Source organism: Sphingobacterium sp. BN32, assembly GCF_030503615.1.
Classification (GTDB): Bacteria; Bacteroidota; Bacteroidia; order Sphingobacteriales; family Sphingobacteriaceae; genus Sphingobacterium.
The window spans coordinates 4,067,658-4,086,770 of record NZ_CP129963.1 but is presented as its reverse complement, the minus strand read 5'-3'; the positions used below and the strand labels follow the sequence as shown (position 1 = coordinate 4,086,770).

General features: G+C 42.9%; 16 protein-coding genes. 8 read left to right on the top strand and 8 right to left on the bottom strand.

What is annotated here, in order from left to right:
* Positions 1-18 precede the first annotated feature (18 nt).
* A complete protein-coding gene (locus tag QYC40_RS17305; RefSeq protein ID WP_301991467.1) occupies positions 19-1,377 on the top strand; it encodes a RagB/SusD family nutrient uptake outer membrane protein in 1,359 nt (452 codons plus the stop codon).
* A gap of 42 nt (positions 1,378-1,419) precedes the next feature.
* Here the strand turns inward: QYC40_RS17305 and QYC40_RS17300 are convergent, their stop codons facing one another.
* The gene (locus QYC40_RS17300) at positions 1,420-1,554 is read right to left on the bottom strand and encodes a hypothetical protein (RefSeq protein ID WP_301991466.1); all 135 of its coding nucleotides are present in this window, start codon (positions 1,552-1,554) and stop codon (positions 1,420-1,422) included.
* A gap of 665 nt (positions 1,555-2,219) precedes the next feature.
* Here QYC40_RS17300 and QYC40_RS17295 point away from each other — a divergent pair.
* Genes QYC40_RS17295 through QYC40_RS17285 form a run of 3 tightly spaced genes read left to right on the top strand, consistent with a single transcriptional unit; the run spans position 2,220 to position 8,229 of the window.
* Complete coding sequence (locus QYC40_RS17295; RefSeq protein ID WP_301991465.1) at positions 2,220-5,330, top strand: SusC/RagA family TonB-linked outer membrane protein; 3,111 nt, start codon at positions 2,220-2,222, stop codon at positions 5,328-5,330.
* A 15-nt stretch (positions 5,331-5,345) separates the two neighbouring features.
* Entirely contained in the window at positions 5,346-6,728 is a 1,383-nt protein-coding gene (locus QYC40_RS17290) for a RagB/SusD family nutrient uptake outer membrane protein (protein WP_301991464.1), read from the top strand.
* Positions 6,729-6,765: 37 nt separating this feature from the next.
* Positions 6,766-8,229, top strand: coding sequence for a TlpA disulfide reductase family protein (locus QYC40_RS17285; protein WP_301991462.1), 1,464 nt, complete (start codon positions 6,766-6,768; stop codon positions 8,227-8,229).
* Between the two features lie 59 nt (positions 8,230-8,288).
* On the opposite strand, the gene QYC40_RS17280 is transcribed toward QYC40_RS17285, so the two are convergent.
* The 3 genes from QYC40_RS17280 to QYC40_RS17270 all read right to left on the bottom strand — a co-directional run bounded on the left by QYC40_RS17280 (position 8,289) and on the right by QYC40_RS17270 (position 9,972).
* Complete coding sequence (locus QYC40_RS17280) at positions 8,289-8,561, bottom strand: hypothetical protein (RefSeq protein ID WP_301991461.1); 273 nt, start codon at positions 8,559-8,561, stop codon at positions 8,289-8,291.
* A 127-nt stretch (positions 8,562-8,688) separates the two neighbouring features.
* Positions 8,689-9,120 carry a MauE/DoxX family redox-associated membrane protein gene (locus QYC40_RS17275; RefSeq protein ID WP_301991459.1) on the bottom strand — a complete coding sequence of 144 codons (432 nt, stop codon included), beginning with the start codon at positions 9,118-9,120 and terminating at the stop codon, positions 8,689-8,691.
* Positions 9,121-9,561: 441 nt separating this feature from the next.
* Positions 9,562-9,972, bottom strand: a complete 411-nt coding sequence (locus tag QYC40_RS17270) for a hypothetical protein (RefSeq protein WP_301991458.1) — start codon at positions 9,970-9,972, stop codon at positions 9,562-9,564.
* Between the two features lie 821 nt (positions 9,973-10,793).
* On the opposite strand from QYC40_RS17270, the gene QYC40_RS17265 reads away from it, so the two are divergent.
* The 4 genes from QYC40_RS17265 to QYC40_RS17250 all read left to right on the top strand — a co-directional run bounded on the left by QYC40_RS17265 (position 10,794) and on the right by QYC40_RS17250 (position 14,502).
* A complete protein-coding gene (locus QYC40_RS17265; protein ID WP_301991457.1) occupies positions 10,794-11,333 on the top strand; it encodes a hypothetical protein in 540 nt (179 codons plus the stop codon).
* A gap of 83 nt (positions 11,334-11,416) precedes the next feature.
* Positions 11,417-12,454: a hypothetical protein gene (locus tag QYC40_RS17260; protein ID WP_301991456.1), complete on the top strand. Its 1,038-nt coding sequence runs from the start codon at positions 11,417-11,419 to the stop codon at positions 12,452-12,454.
* Positions 12,455-12,472: 18 nt separating this feature from the next.
* Complete coding sequence (locus QYC40_RS17255) at positions 12,473-13,219, top strand: LytTR family DNA-binding domain-containing protein (protein WP_301991455.1); 747 nt, start codon at positions 12,473-12,475, stop codon at positions 13,217-13,219.
* A gap of 395 nt (positions 13,220-13,614) precedes the next feature.
* A complete protein-coding gene (locus QYC40_RS17250) occupies positions 13,615-14,502 on the top strand; it encodes a hypothetical protein (protein ID WP_301991454.1) in 888 nt (295 codons plus the stop codon).
* 172 nt (positions 14,503-14,674) lie between these two features.
* Here the strand turns inward: QYC40_RS17250 and QYC40_RS17245 are convergent, their stop codons facing one another.
* The 4 genes from QYC40_RS17245 to QYC40_RS17230 all read right to left on the bottom strand — a co-directional run bounded on the left by QYC40_RS17245 (position 14,675) and on the right by QYC40_RS17230 (position 19,106).
* The gene (locus QYC40_RS17245) at positions 14,675-14,878 is read right to left on the bottom strand and encodes a hypothetical protein (protein WP_301991453.1); all 204 of its coding nucleotides are present in this window, start codon (positions 14,876-14,878) and stop codon (positions 14,675-14,677) included.
* A 776-nt stretch (positions 14,879-15,654) separates the two neighbouring features.
* A complete protein-coding gene (gene mobC / locus QYC40_RS17240; protein ID WP_301991452.1) occupies positions 15,655-17,643 on the bottom strand; it encodes a conjugal transfer protein MobC in 1,989 nt (662 codons plus the stop codon).
* Between the two features lies 1 nt (position 17,644).
* Positions 17,645-18,772 carry a relaxase/mobilization nuclease domain-containing protein gene (locus tag QYC40_RS17235; protein WP_301991450.1) on the bottom strand — a complete coding sequence of 376 codons (1,128 nt, stop codon included), beginning with the start codon at positions 18,770-18,772 and terminating at the stop codon, positions 17,645-17,647.
* Positions 18,756-19,106 (bottom strand): hypothetical protein, encoded by a 351-nt coding sequence (locus QYC40_RS17230; RefSeq protein ID WP_260041191.1) that lies wholly within the window; start codon positions 19,104-19,106, stop codon positions 18,756-18,758. The genes QYC40_RS17235 and QYC40_RS17230 overlap by 17 nt, the downstream gene beginning before the upstream one ends.
* Positions 19,107-19,113: the final 7 nt, after the last annotated feature.

Here is a 19,113-nt window from a genome sequence, read left to right as displayed (position 1 = left end):
TCAAAAATATTACAAGATATGAAAAGAAGAATCTTATACATAGTGGCCGTAATATGCTGTGTTTTTTTCGTGAGTTGTGAAAAATTTTTGGATGAAAAGCCGAATAAGAAATTGGTTGTCCTTTCATCCGTAAAAGACGCGCAGGCTTTGATGAACAATTCGAGTGTATTCATAACTACGCACCCCACATCCGGTGAATTTGCTGCTGGTGATTTTTATTTGCTTACCGAAGACTGGCAATCGCTTAGCTGGCAATCGCATCGGCAGAGTTATATATGGGGAGATCATGTATTTGACGATATGGAAAGAAATGACTGGTCTCTACCGTATGTTGCAGTGTACAACGCTAACATTGTTCTTGACGCGATTGCCAATGGCGAGATCAAGCAGGGGACACAACGGGAGATCGCCGATGTGCAAGGACAGGCTTTATTTTACCGATCCTATGCTTTCTATAGTTTGTTGCAACTTTTCGCAAAAGCTTGGGACAATACAACCGCACAATCTGATCTCGGTATCCCATTAAGACTATCCTCGGATTTCAATATCCCTGTCGGACGCTCGAGTGTTGCGGCGTGTTACGAGCAAATCATAAAAGATTTGCAGGAGGCAGCCGGTTTGTTAAATGAAACAACCGCATTGAAAACTAGACCATCAAAAACTGCTGCACATGCTTTCTTAGCAAGGGTATATTTAAACATAGGTCGCTATGAACTTGCGCAGGCTTCGGCAAATGACGCTCTAGCTTCTAACAATCAAGTCATAGATTACAATACGTTAGACGCAACAGCCGAATTTCCATTTGCTACATTTAATGAAGAAGTGATCTATCATGTTCGCCTTTGGAACTTTTTGCCCTATCCTCCAGCTCCTAAAATTGAACGTGGACTGTTGAAGTCTTACCATGAAGATGACCTTCGAAAGAGCTTGTTTTTCGTTACGAATAATGATGGAACTTTCAGTTACAAAGCTGGTTACAATGGCGATGACGGGCTTTTTAACGGCTTAGCTACTGACGAACTTCTTTTGATAAGAGCGGAATGCTTTGCGCGTTTAGGGAAAACCTCGCAAGCAATCCAGAATCTGAATGCGCTATTGGCAAAAAGATGGAAAAGCGGATCTTTTGTCCCTTTTACTGCGATGACATCGGAGGATGCATTAAAAATAATTCTGGAGGAGCGCAGAAAAGAATTAGTTTTTAGAGGGCTGAGATGGTCTGATTTAAAACGCTTAAATAAAGAGCCACGCTTCGCTGTAACTTTGGAAAAGACGATATCAGGTAAGGAGTATGTGTTACCACCTAACGATAACCGATACGTATTCCCAATACCATCTGCTGTAATTCAGATGTCCGGGATTGAGCAGAACCCGCGTTAGTTGTATTAAAAAAGCGGAACTCTAAGTTCCGCTTTTCAAGAGCTAACTACCTTGCTTTAAACGTAATGTTGGTAGCCTGTGAAAGATGTAGTTGTCCGCTTCCATTATCAGGTGTTTCAAGCGTACAGCGAACATCCGACTCGCTGGCGCAGCTTTCACTTCCAGTAGCGGGAACATAGTTTGCAGGGTTATTATGTCCATCATTCACAAGCCGTATCGCCAGCTACTCAGCTCAAGGAACAGGGTAGCTGTTTATCCAAAAAATTACTGTATAAGTACGTGTATCGTTCGTCCGAATAAACATCGGTCAACATAGCAAGGGGACGGGAATAGTTATTTGCTATTGCCCAACACCTTGCAGCCAGCTACTTTCTTAGTAAAAAAAGACATGGAAATCCTTTCCACAAAGATTTAGATAGTCACTGATTTTACTTTTCAATCTTAAATCTAAGCTATTTGTATCATTGTGTTAAGGCATATCTCATGGTTTTGAACTCTTCAGTTCGTTCAGGTAGCTGGTCACGTTCTTGTTTTACTTTTACATCGCTCGATGTAGTAATGTTAACATTCTTCATTAGAGCGTATTTTGACCAGTTATAATCGAGTGCTATGAGCTCTGCCTAGTGCACTCACAAATTTTTTGACCGATGAAAAACTATAATCTATTTTATTATGGACAGGTGCGACCTTCCTTGGAATTGCTGTTAGAGCCTCGCAGGAGGTGGCTAAGGAGCATATCTATTTTCTTATTTTGTTGTTTTAATTGTTTTATTAGTGGTCAAGTAGTTGCCCAAACGCCCCAAACCCCTGGGGCTAAGGGCGACACTGAACTGAGTGGCTCTGTGAAATCTCTTACCGACGGCAGCATATTAAAGAATGCGACCATCACCATTGGAGATAGATCCATCCAAACAGATAATTCAGGCGAATTTAGAATTTCAGGACCATTCACCGAAAACGTACTTCGTGCGAGCTACGTAGGTTTCCATGACACCACGGTGTCGATTTCTCAGAAGCCCCTACATATTTTATTGAGGCCATTTGAAAATAGTATCGAGGAGATCAATGTGATTAGTACTGGCTATCAACAGATCTCAGCAGAAAGAAGTGCCGGTAGCTATGTTCATGTAAATAATGAATTTTTGGAAAGACGCGTAAGTACGGATATTCTGAGTAGAATCGAAGATGTTGTGCCAGGCTTGATTTTCAATAGGAATAACGAGGCAAGTCCAGGGGGATTTTCAACAAGTGACATCAGCATACGAGGACAAAGTACATTGATGGGGAATGCGGCTCCCTTAATAGTCGTAGACAATTTTCCTTTTGAAGGAGATATCCGAGATATTAATCCTCAGGATATAGAGTCTGTTTCTGTGTTGAAGGATGCTACTGCCGCTTCCATTTGGGGAACTCGTGCAGGCAATGGAGTAATAGTTCTCACCACCAAGAAAGGGAGCTATGGGAGTTCAACAAACGTTTCACTTACCTCAAATGTGAGCATCGCGGAAAAACCAGATCTATTCTACGAGCCAGTAATGAGCACCGCCGAATTTATTGATATGGAGAAATTGCTTTTTGAACGGGGATATTATACCGTCACCGAGTATTCATTTTCAAACGAGCCACTTAGTCCAGTGATTGAACTTTTAATTGCGAGTCGTGACGGACTCATCAGTCCTCAGCAGGCACAAACACAAATCGAAGAGTGGAAACATTTAGACGTACGAAATGATTTGCACCGATATTTCTATCAATCTCCGATTTCTCAACAATATGCGTTGAACCTCTCTGGGGGTAGTATGAAATATCGCTATCTCCTTTCAGGAGGATTTGACAAAAATACTAACAGCTTAGTAAAAACAGGCTTTAAGCGAACCTCTCTGCATAGTAACCAATCATTGAGGCTATTCAATGATCGGTTGGAGCTCGGAACAAATCTCTTCTATTCCAATACGGTAGAAAACTTTCCAATGGCACTTTTTAGTGCGCAGTCTAATATCCCATATTATCCGTACGCGCGTTTCGCAGATCAAGATGGAAATCCACTCGCGGTGACCAACGGGTTTCGTGATAGCTTTAAACAGGATGCATTTAGCAAAGGGTTCTTGGACTGGTCTTATTACCCTTTAAACGATTTGTCCAACCATCTTAATGAAGGACAAGGAACAAACTATAAAGCTGATCTAAATAGCAACTTTCGAATTTTACCATTTCTTTCCTTGAATCTTTCTTATCAATTTAATGTGATATTGAACAATAAAAGAAACCAACAAACCGCGGATAGCTACTATGTTAGAAACCTAGTGAATTCGTTCACTCAAGTTGAAAGCGATGGTAGCTTGACGCGTGCAATTCCTGATGGAGGAATTTTGGGACTAACACATGAGTCGCGACGAAATCAGAATTTGCGTACGCAATTAAATTTCAATAAGATTTGGAATACCTCCCATAAAATTGATGGCATTGCGGGATTTGAAGTCAAAGATTTTCAGACGAAGATTAGCGACATCCGTCGGTATGGATATAATCCCGAACTGGGAACATTTTCTGCCGTGAGATACTTGACGCCGTTTGTGCAATCTTGGTCTATGTTTGGATCAACTGCGACGATCCCTTTCCAAGACAACGAACAACATTTGGTGGATAGGTATCGATCCTACTATGCAAATGTTTCCTACTCGTTTGCTAATCGGTATATCGTGAACGGCAGCGGTAGAATCGATCAGAGTAATATCTTCGGCGTAAATACAAATGCAAAAGGTGTCCCTTTATATGCTCTGGGCGTAGCATGGAACGTGCATCAGGAACCTTTTTTTGAAAGTGATCTTTTTACTAAAGTGAAGGTAAGGGCAAGCTATGGTTACAACGGAAACGTCTATAAAAACTTATCGTCATGGGTCACTGCGAAGGGATCGACAAGCTATAACAATCCTAACAATTCAGGATTGCCCTATGCCGTCATCGTCAACCCGCCCTATCCTGATCTCCGTTGGGAAAGAGTTCAAGCGACAAACTTTGGGGTAGACTTCGAAATGATGAACGGCAGAATTTCTGGAACAGTGGATATCTTTCGCAAGCTTGGAATGGATCTCATCAGCCCAATCATGATGGATCCCACGGTGGGCGTGTCTTCGTTCACAACCAATAATGCCGAAACGAAAACAACAGGACTAGACTGGTCTATTCGGAGTCAAAATCTCGTTGGCAAGCTGAAGTGGCATACCGAACTGATTGGATCGCTGGTAAAAGAGAAAGTGACGGAATTTGATATCGCCTATCCCGCATCGACTTACGTAGGTTCAGGTTATCCTTTGGTAGGAAAGCCTCTATATGCTATGCATAGTTTTGCTTGGGGAGGACTGGATCCATCAACCGGCAAGCCACAGATTTATCTAAATGGAGAGAAGACTATGGACTACAACGCTGTTATTCAGGAAACGCGACTTCAAGACCTCATTTACCACGGATCGCTACGTCCAACATGGTTCGGTTCATTGCGCAACACCTTCGAATGGCGGAATGTTACAATGTCTTTGAACATGGTATTTAGAATGGGGTATTTCTTCCGAAAGAACTCTGTTAATTACAACAATGTATTAAAGGCTCAGGGTGGTCATGGTGATTTTTCAAGGAGATGGCTAAAGCCGGGAGATGAAAGGTTTACCGATGTCCCCGTTTTGCCGGAGTCAAACAACGATCCTTCGTCAAATATATATCTCGCTTCCGAGGTCTTAAGCAGACCAGCAGATCATATACGTTTCCAGGATCTACGCTTAGGCTATACATTAAATAGGAGCGATATTACAACGCTTCCTTTTAATTCCATCCATGTTTTTATGTATGCCAATAATTTGGGGCTCCTATGGACCGCTAATCGTGAAGGTATCGATCCCGACTTCCAGAAAAGTCCTTTGCCAAAAAGTGTGTCTTTTGGAGCCAAACTAAATTTTTAACCAACAAAATCAGCTATGAAAATTACTGCGAAAATATTTATGCTTTTTATCTTTATCCTACAGGCATCCAGCTGTAGCGAAGAGTTTTTGGAAGCTAAACCGGACAAGTCGCTCAATGTGCCCAAGAACGAGAAAGACCTTCTGGCGCTTCTGGATAACAGCAATAACTTTTTTAACTCGACCCCAGTCTTTGGGCTTCTTGGATCTGATGACATTTACCTCACAGAGGAGGGGCTGCTAACCCTGTTGCCTCCCTATGATCGTGCCTACAAATGGGATAAAGAATTCTATCCAGCTAATATTACCACAAATGCGAACTGGAACCGGTGTTATTCGCAGGTCTTCGGCGCCAACGTCGTGTTGGACGCGGTAAAGGATTGGAAACTTGAGAGGTTCAGTGCAGAACAATCAAATGTCGCAGGAATGGCTTATTTCCATCGTGCATTTGCGTTTTATCATCTTGCGCAGTTATTTGCCGAACCTTATCAGGAAAGCATCAGCAATAAGCAGTTGGGGATTCCTCTTCGACTCAGCTCGGATGTCACCTCAGTGTCAAAGCGGGCGTCTCTGGCGGAGACCTATGATCAAATTTTATCAGATCTGCAGCATTCGGTCCAAATGCTGCCCAAATCTCAGGTAAAACTGACAAGACCAACTCAAATTGCGGCAAAGGCTCTAATGGCTCGCGTATACCTGATAATGGCGAACTATGCGGAGGCTGAACGTTATTCGACGGAAGTGCTTGAGCACAGTGATGCAATTATCGACTATAACAAGCTCTCTGCCTCTTCCACAAGGCCCTTTCCTGTCGTCATCCTCAACGGGGACAACCCCGAGGTAATTTTCTACAGTGTTATGACCGCAAATTCTGCCTTACAAAGCGCATCAATCACCAGCGTGGATAGCACGCTAATTAAAACCTACGAAGCTAATGATTTGAGAGCGGCGCTATTTTTTAGAAAGCAGAACAATGGAAATTATAGTTTCAAGGGACAGTATACCGGATCCTCCTCCATTTTCACAGGTCTAGCGCTAGATGAAGTACTGCTGACCCGTGCCGAATGTCGTGCTCGTCGGGACGCCGCTCAAGAAGCGCTGGATGATTTAAACAAATTATTGGTCAAACGTTGGAGAACTGATACTTATGTGCCCATTACTTTGGACTCGGTGGATGATATCCTTCCTCTAATTTTACAGGAACGAAGAAAGGAGTTGGTTTACCGCGATTTGCGATGGATTGATCTAAGGCGCCTCAACCTGGAGGACCGATTTAAAAAAGTGATTTACCGCCAGATCGGAACAAAGCGGATCGAACTTCTACCGAACGATATTAGGTATACCTTACCGATCGCTTTTGATGTAATTTCTCGTTCCAATATGGAACAAAACCCTCGCTAGAAAAAATAAAAATAAAACAATTAAAAAATAAGAAGTTATGAAAAGAATATTTGTCTTTTGGATATTGTTAATAGGTTGCGTTTGGTCTGGATCCGCTATAGGGCAGAGTCATGCCTCAATCTCAGGAGAGATTGGATTCGGACAAGACGGCGACGTGGTAGGCCTGTACGTACGAAATAAAAAAACTCACCATTTATTCGATACAACGCGATTAGATCTTGATTCGCAGTTGGTGGGTAAAAAATTTAACTTCTCGATCCCGGTCGGGGATACCCCTATTTATGTGACGCTTGATTTCTTTGTAAATAAGTATGGCAGTGAGCGAGTAATCATTCCTTACATCCCTATTGAAAGGGGTGATACCGTGGAAATAAAGGCGGATGAAAAACGTAAATTCACATTTTATGGGAAAGCTGCGGCGAAGTTTAGGCTCATTGATAGCCTCAATAATTTACCTTTTCGTTCATCGGATCCTACAGTTATAGATCTGGAAAGGTTTGTGAAGGAAAAATTGGCTACGATGGAGCGGGGTAAACAAGTGTTGTTGCGTGCTAAACCTACCCTGTCAGAAAAGATGTACAAATTGATTGAGGCGGACTTTATCGCCACACACCTTAAGACTATTTATGATAATTTCCGCAACAACAGCTTTGGTTATGCCTATAGTGACTCGCTCGGTAGGATCGGAGAACATATTTACCGAACTCAATTTTATGATAAACCGGATCATATCGCCTTAGCTGACTTTTCAAGCTATTCAAATGCACAATCTGCGTATTTACTCGCAAAGAATTGGTCAGACATGAGGTTTGAAAAGCGTCAAAGCAGAAAACCAACTGATCTGTTCGAAGTGCTAGATCGTAGATATCCCGATGGTCGCATAAAGGACGAAATCATCACGGATTATCTTTATGTGCATAGTGCGAAATTTCTACCAATCTTCTATCCCGTGAAAGCGAAAGTGACCACTGAATATGGAAAGAGAGTTGTCAATGAATTTGAAAGGAAATATATACTAAGCAAGAATTTTCACCAAGGAGATATATTTTATGATCGGGATGGTAACGAAGTTAAGCTCGATGATCTGAAAGGTAAAGTAGTGGTCATGGATTTCTGGTTCACAGGTTGCTTTCCTTGTATGGCCGTTGCTAAAGCCTTTCCCAAAGTTGAGGAAGCCTTTAAAAATCGAGACGACATCGTTTTTTTGAGCATTTCGACCGATCGCGATAAGAACAAATGGCTAAAAAGCATTCAACCACCTGATCCATCCCAAGGGAGTCCGGCGGGTAGCTTTTATGTTTCTGATAAAACAATTTATTGGAATACAGGCAGCGGAGGAGACGATCATTCTTTTATCCGAAAATTTGATACCCGGACAGGATATCCTAGGCTCTATGTCATTGATAAGGATGGAAACTTAATCGACAGAAACCCACCAAAGCCTACAAAAAATGAAGGTAAGGACCTGATCGACCTGCTTAAAAAAGCTCTCACGGGCTAAAGTTTGTAATCTCAGAGATAGCGCCAGCCAAGGAGCTATGTGCTGGCGCTAAAATTCAATTATCTCGCATCAACCAAGATAGGTATGCCGCGATTCGCTGTGGGAACAACGATGCCGTTTACTAGTACGCCCGAACAAAAGATTTCTGATCCCTCACAATCTTCAAGAATCTTATCAGGTGGGATAGGTTGCCAGTCAGGCGTTCCATGGGAACTATTAGCATTGTAATGCGTCGGCGACTGCAGGGTAGAGCCGCTCATAGCTAAGGCGCTACCGGTAATCAATACGCCCGCAATAGCTAGCATATTGACATTTTTAAAATTTTTTTTCATTGTTTAAGTTTTTGAAGCATGGGCTTCGATTAGTTCCCTGCGGCTCCTGGATCCCCGCCACAAGGAAAATGGAATATAGATATCATATGTCAGGGTGGATCCCGATCCCTGCTTCGATGTTCATTAGTTATCGTTGCACTGCAATTTGTTTTATTTGCCGTGATAAACATAAACCGACTATGCTTATGCCAAGAAAAAGAAGATTAAATGCAATGTGCCATGGGTAGCTCAAGTGCTGTAGAATCCCGCCGCAGGAACAGGGGCGATCCCCGAAGGTGCCGTTCATAGCAATGACGATGTATACAGTAAATGCTATCAAAAGGACGAATGAACTCCATAAGCCCAAGCGTTGAGAAGGACGAAAGAGCAAAAGTAGAACCGTTAGAAGCTCCAATACAGGGATCAGCCAGCTCAGGACATCAGCAATGGGCAACGGAAACACCTGTTTGCGCATGCTCGCTTGCGCGAGCTCATAATCCATTAGTTTCACGAGCGCCGCGTAGAAGAACATGCTGGCTAGAAGCATGGCGGAAAGCCGCAGAAGAGTACTGTTTTTCATAGCAAACTGTTTTTTATCAAAATTAGCTGGATATACATAACTCTAGTTAGCTTCTCTAGTAAGGCTATTGTTAATCAATTAAACCCATAGCAGTGGATTTATAATACTATTCTACCTCGAATTATGTAGAGTAGGACAGGTGATTCATTGGCGGGACCACAGCTCGCTACGCTTGATTTTTTGTAAGGTTGAACGGGAGGTGCCAAGCAATTGTGCTTGTTGGTATTCTGTAAGATAAGAGGCGATCTCGGGAAGTAATCTATGAAAATGCTGATAGCGTTCTAACGGTGTATGTTGTCCTCGGATTTGGTTCAACAGATAAAAGAACCGAATTTGTTTGTTGAAAAGAATCGAAACCAGCGTATTAATATTTTGGTCTTGATGGATCCATTTTTTGAGGTCTTTATAAGGGAGACACAATACCTGACCTGGGCGGATAACCTAGATCGATCCAGCAATAGGCTTATTGCTATGTAGATGGGCCGTCGTACTGAGTGCCATTTGAGGAACAGCAAGGTTCAAGATCGTTGGTTTACCCAATGAATTGTTGACCACATTGATAATGGCACCCTGATCTACGATGAAAAGGGTCATTTTCGGCCGTTCTTCTTCAAAAAGGAACTGACCTTTTCGCGTCCGGATAGCCTGCAGATTTTGTTTTGCCCATCGGATATGCTCGGGCTTCAGGTCACAGAATCGTGACCATCTGTTTATCAGGTTTTTAAATGCCCTATTGTGATGATGGATTTGCTTGGCTGCCATGTTCAGTTTCAAGACTGCTGATGAGCTAAGTTCATGAATGCTGAGGTAATTTTCGAGTAAATAGGTCAAAAGCGACGTTTTGTCTGTCATAAGCGTATAATAAGCAGTCAAATCAAATAAACTTATATAAATACACCGCAAATAGGGCGAGTTGATACATGTTTTTTCAATGTTCTCTGGTAAAAAGATATTTTTGTTTCGATCGATCAGAAGACTTCTAGGCCAGAAGCCGTAATTCCGGTGCGAGACCGGAGTATTGCTTACAAGAACAAAAAACGACTATGGAGTTGATACAAGAAATGGGAAATGCCCAGGTTCATTCCAACCGGTTATTGGCTCGCCCAGAGCAGCGAATGTTTGGACAGGACGATCCAGATGATAGAAAATGCAATATTGTATTTCCTTTCTAGGTTCCGCTGGCGTGTTCTAACCAGAACACGCTAGTTTTAACCCTTCTTGTACTCAGACTACATGGTCCTGTTCTGCAAATAAAAAGTCTAGAAATGGACCAACACCTTTTTGAATACTTCCAGCAGATGGATGCACCAACAAAGCGGCGATTGGCATACGCCACTGCAAATTTTAAAAATGTCTTCGCTAACCAAGATTTAGCAGCTGGTTTGCAATTTTTTGAAAAATTTGAGTCCTTCGCTCATAATCGTTCAAGAGCTCATCCCGATGCGATCGAACAATGTGCCGGTGCGGATGCGCTCGCCCTTTCCCCCTTTATGTACATCCCACATTTCTGGGTTAGTTTTCATTATGGAGTTTACCAATTTTTACCTTTTCGCCTAATCCAGCAAGGTATATCGGTTTGTTTGATCATATCTCGGAAGGTAGCCCCAAAATTTATTACCTACTATACAAGAGCGCTTGAAAGATATCACCCAAGCGGACGTCTCTGTTTTTTAATGGCCGAAGACCCGAGACTCTTCTTTCAGCTACGCCAAAAAGTCCACGAACAGTTCCATCCTTTTGTTTTTGCCGATGGTAATTACGGCGCATGGCCCGCTCAACAAGGGAATCTGATTCCCGTTCCGTTTTTGGGGACAACATTGAACGTTCGCTACGGTTACCTGCGTATAGCGGCTTTGCTTGGCTTGCCTGTCCACCTGCTATTGGATGAGTCGCATGATCCACAGATGCTTTCGCCGATACGATCATCACCATCGGGAGAATTGCGAGGAAACAATATCCGCTGTATTCTAGAGAAACTCTATATCGATTTTTCTCACTCGCTATGGCAATCTCCATATCTTTGGGAGGCCTGGTATTACCTTCATGAGCAAGCAGTGCCACCGAGGCTCCCCAGACGAGTAGCTGTTATAGAGGACATGATTCCGTGGGTCAATGGAACAGGATATCGAGCACTCGACTGTCAATCATATGAGGTTTTTTCGATCAGCGAAACGACATATAGACAACTGATGACAAGGATTTGTACAGAATAGATTATTTTGTATTTTTATGGTTCATAAAATGTATTTTAACCCATCAGGAGTGCCTGCTTTTTTGTTAAAATATGGAATCTCATATGAAAATAAAAGAACATGTTTGGCTCTGGATATGCTATACTTTTTATTTCTACCTTATTAATCTGTTGGGGAACCCCGAGCTTCCGATTGCAACTGTTCTGCTTTCTGTTCCTGGCTTTATGTATGTATTTTACGCTATTTCCTGGATCCTTGAGCAATATTTTTCGCAAAGGAAGTACTGGAGTGCTGGTCTCGGCTTTTTTACGGTCTACGGGAGTGTTGGAATATTGCTGTATCTGCTGACCCGACCCGAGTCCGGGATGAGTTTGGTCTATGGGAAATATTTGGTTGCCGGAAGAGATTTCCAATGGCGTCAGTTCCTGCAGAATTATTTGGTTTTCATCGGCCACTTTACATTTTTGGCGGTACTTTCCCATCTGGATGCAAGACGCAGACTGGCCTGGGAAAACAGTCTCAGGGAAATGGAAGCAAGATTGAAAGAGGAGCGTCTGAGAAAAGAGTTTCAGTACAGTGCACTTTCCCTGCCTGTCCCCTCGCATTTGCTGGTCAATGTGTTCCAATCTTGGCATAATCAGTTGCACGAATATGATCTTCCCATGAAAGATCAACTGCTTGAAATGTACGAACTGATCCGCTTCTTCATGATCTCCTGCCTACCGGAAAGTCCCCGAACGATATCTTTGGCACGGGAGATCGAAGTATGTCAGCAGTATCAGCGGATCCAAGAGCAACTCGCGGGGCGTCCCATGTATATCGATTGGAGGGTCTCCGGAAATATTCATGGCGTGGTCATCCCACCCACCAGCTTGCTTACTTTGCTGATGAATGTGTTCAAACATGGCGATGTGTTCTGCCAGAGCCGTCCGGTGCGCATACGGGTTGACGTAGAAAAAAACGCTTACCTAGTTCGTATGGAAAATGCACTTCCTTTACATAAATCTTCGTTTGCAAGCCACGGATTAGGGCTAGCAAACTTAAAGCAACGATTGGATTTCGTATTCAAAGATCACGCAAGCCTCAGCTTCGGAACATTCCAACAGACCTTTAAAGTCGAACTGAAAATCACAGACATTTGATCACTAAACAATAAAAAAATGAAACAGTGGAGCGCAATCATTGTCGATGATCAGCAAGCGAGCATCGATCATCTGATATTAATCATGAAAGAAATTGAATATATTAAAGTAGAACGTACCTTTACCGATCCGATGAAAGCGCTACGGTACTTGCGCATCAACGAAGTACACCTGATTATCTTGGACGTAGAACTTGGATCGATGGACGCATTTGACTTTTTATCTTCCATGCCTCGTAATGACGCTAAAGTAGTCTTTTATTCAGCCCATGCGCAGTTTGAAGACCCTGGTTACGAGCGCAACGTGGTAGATTTCCTACTCAAACCAGTCTCCCCGCTTCGATTGAAGCGATCCATGCAGCGGATTAACGAGCAGCTCAACCTCCAACTTCCCGACCTCGGGCTTCCAAAGACTTTGGACCATTACGACCATTTCTTTCAGGTAAAAGGCCATACGAAGTTTATGCGAACCCGGGTGGAGTTTAAGAACATTATCTACATTACAAAATCGGGCAGGCACCTTTTGATCTACCAGAACGACGGCTTAATACCGGCTGTCAGCAGGGAAAGTTTCGATTACGTGCTGAGCCTGCTCCCGACAAATTTCTTCATCCATTGCGCCCAATCTACGGTATTTAACGTTATGTATTTCCATTCCTACGTTGACCAAAGCATAAAATTGAATCTCATAAAAGAGCCGATCCATGCTGGCAAGTTATCGCTTTATAAAGACCTTAGAAATTTTTTAGAGACAAATAAGATTTAAGTTGAGTTAGGCTTTACTTGGCGTTATGGCCGCGCGTTAGCATGGCCCGGGCTCTGCCGTGCCTAAATATGATCGACCACTACCCAATAAGTTAATTTATGAAATCTAGAAAATATATTTTGCATTACTTCGATAACCTGGTTCATCGCCTTGTTTCCGATTCAGAGGATATGGTTCCAGATCAGCAAGCTCGTATAGCCGAGCGAACGCGCCGTGAGCAGCTAAATTTTCAGATCGCCATCAAGGAAGCCGTATGTTCTATCTCAAGAGAAATTGAACTGCAGCGTTTCCTGTCCCGGCACTATTTAGAGGCATTACATCTCCAAGAAATCCTGATTGCAAGAATTCACAAGGATCCGAGCTGGTATAATGGCCAGTCGCTCCTGTTGGATACATTGACCGACGTACTGGCCGGACTAGGAAAATATTTGGAAAAACGCTATGGCTATTTACTCAGGTTCCCTGATCCGCTCCCCGACTCAAATTTAAAAGCACGCGTAGTTAAGATCTCGGAGGAATTTCAATCGGTAAGCTCACTTCTTCCTTCGGGCCTGTTTAGCGAGCTTCTCAGCATGCACTTCGTCCGGCTTGCAGAGCGCGTCAGTTCCCGTTTCGTGTTCAGTAAATCTTCATTAGATTATATGAATGCACTTGTTCGCAGGATACATGAGTGGGATTGGGACAACTCGCACAAGTCCTTTGAGGCCATAGAGCGATTCTTTGTGTATATGAACTTCAATTCCAAAGCTGTCATGGATCTGATGATCGCCAAGATGGAAAGCCAGCTCTCGCTATTGGAGAAATCCGAAGATAAGCTGCTCTATTTGATGGATCGATTGCGCTCGTTTAGGCAGCTCCATCGTAAGCCGCGTATTTGCTTAAATCCGGGCTATTGGTCGCTCGATCAGTTCATCGAGAAATGGTTTGAAGCGGAAATCGCTTTTCTGCGCTCCACTACGGCGCTCGCTGATCACGGGGTGTCGAATCCATCCATAAAAGCGCCGCTTGCCCAACAGGTGTCCCTACCTAAGCAGAAAATTCGCTGCGGGCTTTCGGGTGATCAGATTGCGATTGTTTTGCGTGCCGCTGATGAGGTGAGAATGATCGAATCGCGTTCGTTAAATATGGTATTCAAAACGATGATTCCATATATTGCAACCGACAATAGGTCGACGCTCTCCCCCTCTTCTATTAGAGTAAAATCGTACCATCCAGAGCATAGAGATAAGAGCTTTGTGATCGATAAATTGCATCAAATGATTGAGAAAATAAAAGACTATTGATGCGACCGCTTGTGGATCGATCTGCGCACATCCAGCGTTTATGAGCCAGCACTAGGCCTATCGCAGTAGTCTTAGCGGAATCAGTAAAAGCCTTCAATACAGCATAAACTATTATTAGACTTTATTTACAAAGATCCAAGTCGTTTCTCTGCGCGATCGTTGACATGTTGATTTAGCGCCAATCAACCTCGAACTTTATTCGTAGCAAAATCTGGTTTCTAAAGTTTTCATCAGAATAGCCTTTGTATGTAAATTCCTTGACTTCCTCAATCTTACGTAAAATGTCTTCGATTTCTAATATAAAGTTGGCGGTTAACTGGATATCACTAGCTTGTTCGAGGGTAACATAACGCTTGAATGTCAATGTCTTTTTCATAAGTTTTTTTATATGGGTAAACCAACTTCCGAACAATTGGTGTGATTCAAGTTAAATTTTCAGTTGACATTCGGCAGAACACAAAAAATTTTTAACAAAATTACCTTTCTTTTTTTTCGCAGTCAAAATAAAATAATAAAGGGCTCTACATGCTGCTTGTGATGTTGGCAATAAATAGAACCCATGGGATAGTTAGGCGAGCATAGATCTGTACGCTACGCCGCATCTTTACCTTTTTTATCTTCATCCATTTCCAGAATGGCCATAAGGAGTAAATAGTAACCTCTCTCTAACCCTAAATTTGCTGCTTTTTCTTCTATGCTTTTCATGATATTAGTTGTTATGGTGAATGTTTATTAGTTGTTTTGGAATATTCTTGCAACTTCAGTGCAAAATTTACAAACGACCTAATTTCCGGTTAAAATTAATATTTGGTTATCCAGTTTAAAGAAAATGGAAAAAAAATTGGTTCGCAAGGAAAAACCAGACAATAACAATATGGCGACAATCGATAAATGATGTCCTAAAAAGAAGACGGTTTGTTGATCCCTAAAGATTACTCAAATGACAGAGGAGCCGTAACTATTATAAGCTAAGGTTTGTGACGTTCTCCGCAGGGAGCGCGCAACGTATCCGGCCTGTTGTAATTTGTAACCCTGAGGATCGGTCATCTATGGATTTAGATTCAGATGAAATTTCTCATAAGGGCTGGGTTTCAACCGTGCTCGACTACCGTATACCGCGTGCCCCAGCTAGCGGTCTATTCCGTCAGATAATCATTTCGTCTTACTAAGTACTAAATGCTGCAATTCGGGGTCGGAGAGTAATCGTTCGATTTCAGAGAATGCTATTTCAGAAACGTCCTTTTTTATCTGTAAATAGTTTTCTTTTACGAAAGAATCATCGATAGGGTTGATCAATTGAATCGGCTCATATGCTGACTCTTCAGCTTTCAAGGCACTGTGGTCGTTCAGAATTTGCGCATGGAAGCTTTTCAATTCTATCGGGGTTTGCGGCTCGTCGGCAACCACACCTACAAATTCTCCTGAGGAAAGAGATGATATTGTAGATGCAGGAACGGCCAGGTCGAGCTGTTGAGAATGACTGATAGAAGTTCCCGAATCATTGATCGATATGCTTTCCCTATCCTGCATAATCTTTCCCACTCTTTCGGATAATTGACGAGCAGTCTCACCTGAAACCTGACCACTAATAACGTTTCCCACGATGTTCATGATGACGTCGGCAAGGTCGCGGCCATAGTCTTTTCGCAGCTGGCTAATGTCTTGAACGCCTAGACAAGTGGCTACTCGATTGCTTCGCGCTGTAGCTATCAAACTGTCGATATTATTGAGGTAGATTGTCGGAAATTCATCGAAAATCAAGCTGCACTTCTGCATCCCCTTTCGATTGACCTGCTTGATAAGGCGATTGACGTATAACGATAGCACTGCACCATAGATTTGAATCTTCTGAGGATTGTTGCCCATACACACGATCTTAGGATCCATTGGGTTATTGATATCCAAGTTAAAGTCATTGCCCGATAGCACGAAGTAGAGCTGGGGCGAGGAAAGCCTGGCAAGGGCAATCTTTGCCGATGCGACTTGTCCCTCCAGCTGTTCCATTACATTGTTAATATAAGCATTTACGAATGGGTTGATCAACACTTCAATCTCTTTATTTGTGCGTAGCAGAGAGAAAAGTCTATCGTAGTCCAATTGCATAAGCTCTATGACGTGAGGCAAGGTGCAAAATTCACCGTCCTGATATCGGCGTAAATACCATATAACGGCGGTTAAAAGGTTGATCGATGATTCGATAAAGAAATCTCCCTGGCGCTTTATCCAGTCTCGGTTCAATCCCAACAAAATGGTTCTCGCCGATTCTGCGGCGTCTGAAATATCGGTCATCGCAGAAGGCTCCAAAGGGTTGCACCGATGTGAGCGTCGCAGATCATCGAAATTGATGCAGAAAAAACGACTTTTAACAGATTTGTTTTGTTGGGAGAGCTTCCAGTGGTGGTAGGCGATCTGCGTCAGGTCATCGTATTTGAAATCATATACGAACATGGCAAACCCCTTTTTTATATGTTGGGAGATGACATGGCGGATAACGAAGTAGGACTTGCCTGCGCCTGGATTACCTAACACTAAGAGCGCCCTGAAAGGATTAATGATGTTTATCCAGCTCCGGCGGACTTGGTTCTTCAAACGGTAGCGGCAGGGTAAATTGATAGAATATTCATTCTCGATAAGCTCTTCTTGTTGTGGAAAAGTTTGATTGTCTCGATTAAAGATGTCTTTAGCTAACAAGCGCTGTCGAATCACTCTAGTGATCTGCGTAAATCCTCTGATGAGTAGCATAAATCCAGCAATCGAAGTGAAGGTATAAAACAGGGACTGCATCTGACGCGTTAAGGGAGTAAACCAAACGACCGAATTCAAAAGGTAGAGGATGAAACCACTTACGATACAGACCAGTGCGGGGCCAACTTTGAATTTTTTCTCTTTTTTCCCTTTGGTGCCTATCAACGATAACAGCAAAAACGCAAGAGCCAGTATTTTCGCAAAATGATAAGTTCTGAATAGGGTAGTCTGTAGCAAGATATTCTTCAGACGTTCTACCCATGGCGAGTCGAGAAGAGATATAGCAAAGCTGCCTTCCACCACCAAAAGTATATGCAGGATCAAAAGACAGAACGCCAAAACTCTGCACATGTCGCTTATTTTTCGCAGCGCCTCTATATTTTCTCCCGTATTCATGCTAAAAACGTTTCTTGTAGGCTTTCTGTGTAGTAGTTTTGAGCTCTGTAATATTCCGGTCGCAAGGGCCAATGCGGCCCTGCAGGCGCTTTGACGCACTAGCAATTTGTTGATAAGCTTCTTTTGCCAGCCCTTGACTCAACGAGCTCAGCACACAATGGTGGATATGATCCACTAGCATAACCTTGCTTTCTCCATCTTGAAGAGGAGCGTGATAGATGCCAATACCCCGCTTGGATAGCTCAGAGCTTAGCTGATCATCAGAAATCTGGTGATTGGAAAGAAGAAAGCTGAGGTGGATTCGCGTTTCCCTGCTGCTTGAAGAAATTCGGAAAGAATTCATCTTAAAGAGACGTTCTAAATTCCTATAGGTAGGTTTGGTCTTCAGTTGGCTTGCGAGGATACCCGTGCCTATATTTTTGTTTTGAGAATCGATACTGAAGTATAGCAAGCCGGGATGTGCTCCCGTAGATCTTTTTGCCAACGTTACGGCTCTAATCCCATAGGAGGCCAAAACAGCATTCCACTCCACTAGATGGGTGAGGCAATACCGTTTTTGAACAAACCGGATGATGTGCTCCATACGGTGTTTGGTCGCCGATGTTCCGTACTGCAATCGAGTGGGACGCATTTTATCCAGTTGGGTCAAATCAAGGTGTTTCGGCGTTCGGTGCAGGTTATGTTTTTCTACTAAAATTTCTACAGCAGGAAGGGATAAACGTTTCCACAGGTTGCTGGTGTTTATACGATTTCCATTAGAGTCTATAGCTGTGGTCACGATATGTAGGTGGGGAACTGTTGTGTCCATGTGCTGATAGGTTAGATGGGGCTGGTCCCTAAAGCCTATCAAGGCCATGTACTCCCGCGAGAGCCCCCGCAATTGTTCTAGTGAAAGATTGGTCTGGTCAGGTGAAAATGAAAGCATGATATGAAGGCTCTTTACGTGAGACCTCAAATTCAAGTTGTTTCTATGTTTGAGGTAAGACTGATAGAACGAGCTTGTGATCTGCTGTAAAGGTAATGGGAAGTTACAGCAGTCGATCAAGCTCGCTTTCGCAGAAAGAACCTTTTGCTCGTTATAGTGCAATATTGAACTCATCTGGGTTACTTCTTCAATTCGTGCGAACATAGCTCCATTGGTGTTTAATTTGTTGGTTTAATTCGTCTAATAATTTGATTAGTTGGTTGATTTCTGCCTCATCAATGCAGCGTAGACTTGGGTTATAAAGGCCAATCCGTTCTAGTTCGCGTTGAATCCTTGAAAGAGCGTCCATCATGGCATCCTCTGATAGATTTCGAGTAGTTTTTATGATTCTCCGTCGGAAGATCATTTGCCGAACATAATGAGATAGCGATGGACACGTGCTGCCTTGCTGTCTTTCGATCAGCAAGCTATATTCTTGTGGCGTCAGACGAATACGAATGCTTAAGGAACGCACGACCTTCTTTCTTGCTTTTTTCATAAAGGGG

Coding starts and splice junctions, on each gene's coding strand:
- QYC40_RS17245 (WP_301991453.1), bottom strand. CDS start 14,878: ATGAAAAAGACATTGACATTCAAGCGTTATGTTACCCTCGAACAAGCT.
- QYC40_RS17305 (WP_301991467.1), top strand. CDS start 19: ATGAAAAGAAGAATCTTATACATAGTGGCCGTAATATGCTGTGTTTTT.
- QYC40_RS17235 (WP_301991450.1), bottom strand. CDS start 18,772: ATGTTCGCACGAATTGAAGAAGTAACCCAGATGAGTTCAATATTGCAC.
- QYC40_RS17265 (WP_301991457.1), top strand. CDS start 10,794: ATGGCCGAAGACCCGAGACTCTTCTTTCAGCTACGCCAAAAAGTCCAC.
- QYC40_RS17290 (WP_301991464.1), top strand. CDS start 5,346: ATGAAAATTACTGCGAAAATATTTATGCTTTTTATCTTTATCCTACAG.
- QYC40_RS17270 (WP_301991458.1), bottom strand. CDS start 9,972: ATGACAGACAAAACGTCGCTTTTGACCTATTTACTCGAAAATTACCTC.
- mobC (WP_301991452.1), bottom strand. CDS start 17,643: ATGAATACGGGAGAAAATATAGAGGCGCTGCGAAAAATAAGCGACATG.
- QYC40_RS17255 (WP_301991455.1), top strand. CDS start 12,473: ATGAAACAGTGGAGCGCAATCATTGTCGATGATCAGCAAGCGAGCATC.
- QYC40_RS17275 (WP_301991459.1), bottom strand. CDS start 9,120: ATGAAAAACAGTACTCTTCTGCGGCTTTCCGCCATGCTTCTAGCCAGC.
- QYC40_RS17260 (WP_301991456.1), top strand. CDS start 11,417: ATGAAAATAAAAGAACATGTTTGGCTCTGGATATGCTATACTTTTTAT.
- QYC40_RS17300 (WP_301991466.1), bottom strand. CDS start 1,554: ATGTTCCCGCTACTGGAAGTGAAAGCTGCGCCAGCGAGTCGGATGTTC.
- QYC40_RS17230 (WP_260041191.1), bottom strand. CDS start 19,106: ATGAAAAAAGCAAGAAAGAAGGTCGTGCGTTCCTTAAGCATTCGTATT.
- QYC40_RS17285 (WP_301991462.1), top strand. CDS start 6,766: ATGAAAAGAATATTTGTCTTTTGGATATTGTTAATAGGTTGCGTTTGG.
- QYC40_RS17280 (WP_301991461.1), bottom strand. CDS start 8,561: ATGAAAAAAAATTTTAAAAATGTCAATATGCTAGCTATTGCGGGCGTA.